The organism is Allobosea sp. 05T422_2 (assembly GCF_056396265.1).
Genome location: NZ_JBFTLD010000439.1, coordinates 1 through 2,807, shown reverse-complemented (window position 1 = coordinate 2,807; position 2,807 = coordinate 1). Strand labels below are relative to the sequence as shown.

The window sequence follows — 2,807 nt, the reverse complement described above, 5'->3', positions numbered from 1 at the left end:
GTCCATTTTATCCCCCTGCAAGCGGCGTCTCAAACCCGATGCAAAGAAAGTTGATTTTCTCTCGTCCGGCCAAGGAATTAGCTCACTCCCATTTTTTCCGATTTTGCATCGAAAAGCAGTCGTTTCTGGCTCATAAAGTTGATGTTGGTTGACAAAAAGCATTAAAACGGGCATATCCATTCGCGATGAGTGTCTGAGAAGAACATTTCTGAGCGATGCCCGCGGTTGCCAATTCAGGCAATTGGGCAAGTCGCTGTGCAGCCCCAGCAGTTCAATCTGCCAGGGCTTGGTCTTCGAAACTCGTTCGTAAAAACTCTAACTTTGCTTAGCTGCCTAACGTCGCTTCCCGACGGTAAGCGCCGGCTTCGCCCGTGTGCATCATGTCTTTTCATTGGTTGGTTCTGCTCGCAGCGATTGCTGTCGAGATTGTCGCGACGGCCGCGTTGAAGTCGGTCGTCGCTGAGCCGTGGCTCATCACGGCTCTACCGCTCGTTCTGATCGGATTGTCCTTCGCGCTGCTCAGCGTGGCGCTGCGTGTCATCCCCATGGCGGTTGCCTATGCCGTCTGGGAGGGGCTCGGCATCGTCGGCATCGCCGCCGCGGGCCATCTTCTCTTCGGCGAGCATCTGACGCCTGAGCGCCTGCTGGCGCTTGCGGCCATCATCGCCGGTATCGTGCTGCTCGAGCGCGGTGTCGGGCACGGTGTCGAGGAGGGTAAGCAGGGGAGGCTGGCGTGACCATGCTTCTTCAGCCGCAGTCGCTTGCCTTTGCCTGGCTTGGGCTTGCGGTCATACTCGAAGTCCTCGGTACCTATCTGCTCAAGCTCTCCGACGGCATGACGCGGCGATTGCTCGGTGCCGTCGGGATGGTCCTCGTCGTCGGCGCCTTCGCGGCCCTGGCACAGGCCATACGCGGCATGGACCTTTCGGTCGCCTACGCGGTCTGGGGCGGAGCGGGGCTGGTGATCACGGCCATCGTTGGAGCCCTTGCCTTCGGGCAGCGGATCTATCTGTCCGGCTGGGTCGGCATCGCGCTGGTCATCGCAGGCGTCGTCGGCCTGAAGTTCCTCTAAAACATCGGCCCGAAAAGTGGAATGCGGTTTTCGGGACAAAGCCGATGCAAACACAAAGGGTTAGGTCACCGGACTGGATACGATTTCCTGTCCGGCGATCTAACGCGACAGTGTTTCATCACGCGTCGATACCGCGTCGCACCAGCGCGACGCGGTATGCTGCCAGTACGCCGTCGATCATCGCGTTGAGGCAGAAGTTCTGGCGGACATGTTGTGCCAGATCGATCGCCTGTGCGCGTCGTTCGGGTTCGGGCATGGCCAGGGTCGCACGAATGCTCCCAGCCAAGATTGCCGGGTCATCGGCCGGTATCAGGCGATGCGCGTGATCCGGGCCATAGATTTCCTTGATGCCGCCGACATTCGTCGAAATCAGCGGCTGGGCTGCTGCCGCCGCTTCAAGGATGACATAGGGCAGCGATTCCGCCCGCGACGGGATCACCATGACATGGGCCTGGGCCAGCGCGGCGCGAATCGGGCCGGGCGGCTCGAACACGCATTGACTGCCGATGCCGCGGTCGAACGTCATCTGCCGCAGCACGGCCTCGTCGGGGCCCGCCCCCACGATCAGGATGCGCGGCTCGAGGCTGTCGCGGCGCTTCAGCAAGGCGAGCGCATCGATCAGCGTATCGACCCCCTTCGCGGAGCGCAGCTCCCCGAGATAGACGAGGTCGAACCTTGCCTTGGCATGGTCGATCGGCTCGAACTCGGCTTCCGAAATACCATTCAGGACGATCCGGTAATCGCTGCGCGGCTTGTGGCCGATATAGGCTTCGAACCGCCCTGCGATGAAGGCGCTCTCGAAGCAGAACATGTCCGTCGCACGCTCCAGCAGCCGTTCGACCGACATATAGATGCGATGCTCGGCGCCGCCGGGCTTGTAGTTGAAGCTGCCGCCATGCGGCGTATAGGCCGTGATATAGCGCCGCTGCGGTGAAACCAGCGCAGGCAGGCGCGCATAGACGCCGCCCTTCGAGCCATGGGCGTGCACGACATCAGGGGAAAGGCGCGCCCGCGTCGCGTTGGCCGCCAGTTGCGCCCTGCAGTCCATGAGGCTCGGGTAGCGCGACATCGGCACGCGCGTGACGCCAAGCGCGAGGTCCGGGCCAAACTCGGCGAAAACCTGGTCGGCACGCACACCGCCGGTATTCGAATCGCAGAAGATGCCGACCTGATGCCCGCGCTCCACTTGCCCGCGAGCCAGATCGAGGACATGGCGAAACAATCCGCCGAGCGGCGCCCGAAAGACGTGCAGGATGCGCAGCGGCTTCATGCCGGGGGCGTCCGCCATGGCCGTCACCTCGTTTGCGCTCAGAACCAGCGTTCCTTGATGACGATCGTGTCGCCCGGCTGCACCTGGTAGGTGATCGGCACCGTCCCGGTGACGAGCTGGCCGTCGATCTGGCGCGTGACCTCGGCATAGTTGCGCTGGCCGCGCGGGGTGAAGCCGCCTGCAATGGCGACCGCGGTCTGCACCGTCATGCCATTCACGAAGGGGAACTGGCCGGAGTTGGTGACTTCGCCCAGGACGAAGAACGGGCGGTAGGTATCGACCTCGACCGAAACCTTGGGTTCGCGCAAAAAACCGCCGCGTAGCTTGCCTTCGATCGCCTGCTCGAGTTGCCGGGTCGTGCGTCCCTGGGCCTCGACGGGGCCGATCAGCGGCATCGAGATGCGCCCGGAACCGTCGACGGCGTAGATGTTCGACAGATTGTCCTGACCGAAGACGATGACGCGC

4 protein-coding genes are annotated in these 2,807 nt (G+C 62.6%); 2 read left to right on the top strand and 2 right to left on the bottom strand.

Annotation, left to right across the window (positions count from 1 at the left end; translation table 11 throughout):
- Window positions 1–380: 380 nt before the first annotated feature.
- Both AC1DJT_RS35745 and mdtI read left to right on the top strand, forming a co-directional pair.
- On the top strand, window positions 381–737 hold the full coding sequence (locus AC1DJT_RS35745) for a DMT family transporter (protein ID WP_069881065.1): 357 nt from the start codon (window positions 381–383) through the stop codon (window positions 735–737).
- A gap of 2 nt (window positions 738–739) precedes the next feature.
- A complete protein-coding gene (gene mdtI, locus AC1DJT_RS35740) occupies window positions 740–1,072 on the top strand; it encodes a multidrug/spermidine efflux SMR transporter subunit MdtI (protein WP_476776386.1) in 333 nt (110 codons plus the stop codon).
- 118 nt (window positions 1,073–1,190) lie between these two features.
- Here the strand turns inward: mdtI and AC1DJT_RS35735 are convergent, their stop codons facing one another.
- Together AC1DJT_RS35735 and AC1DJT_RS35730 are read right to left on the bottom strand one after the other, a co-directional pair.
- On the bottom strand, window positions 1,191–2,360 hold the full coding sequence (locus AC1DJT_RS35735; protein WP_476770324.1) for a glycosyltransferase family 4 protein: 1,170 nt from the start codon (window positions 2,358–2,360) through the stop codon (window positions 1,191–1,193).
- A gap of 20 nt (window positions 2,361–2,380) precedes the next feature.
- Window positions 2,381–2,807: polysaccharide biosynthesis/export family protein (locus tag AC1DJT_RS35730; protein WP_476835959.1), on the bottom strand; the 427-nt coding region annotated here is incomplete at its 5' end.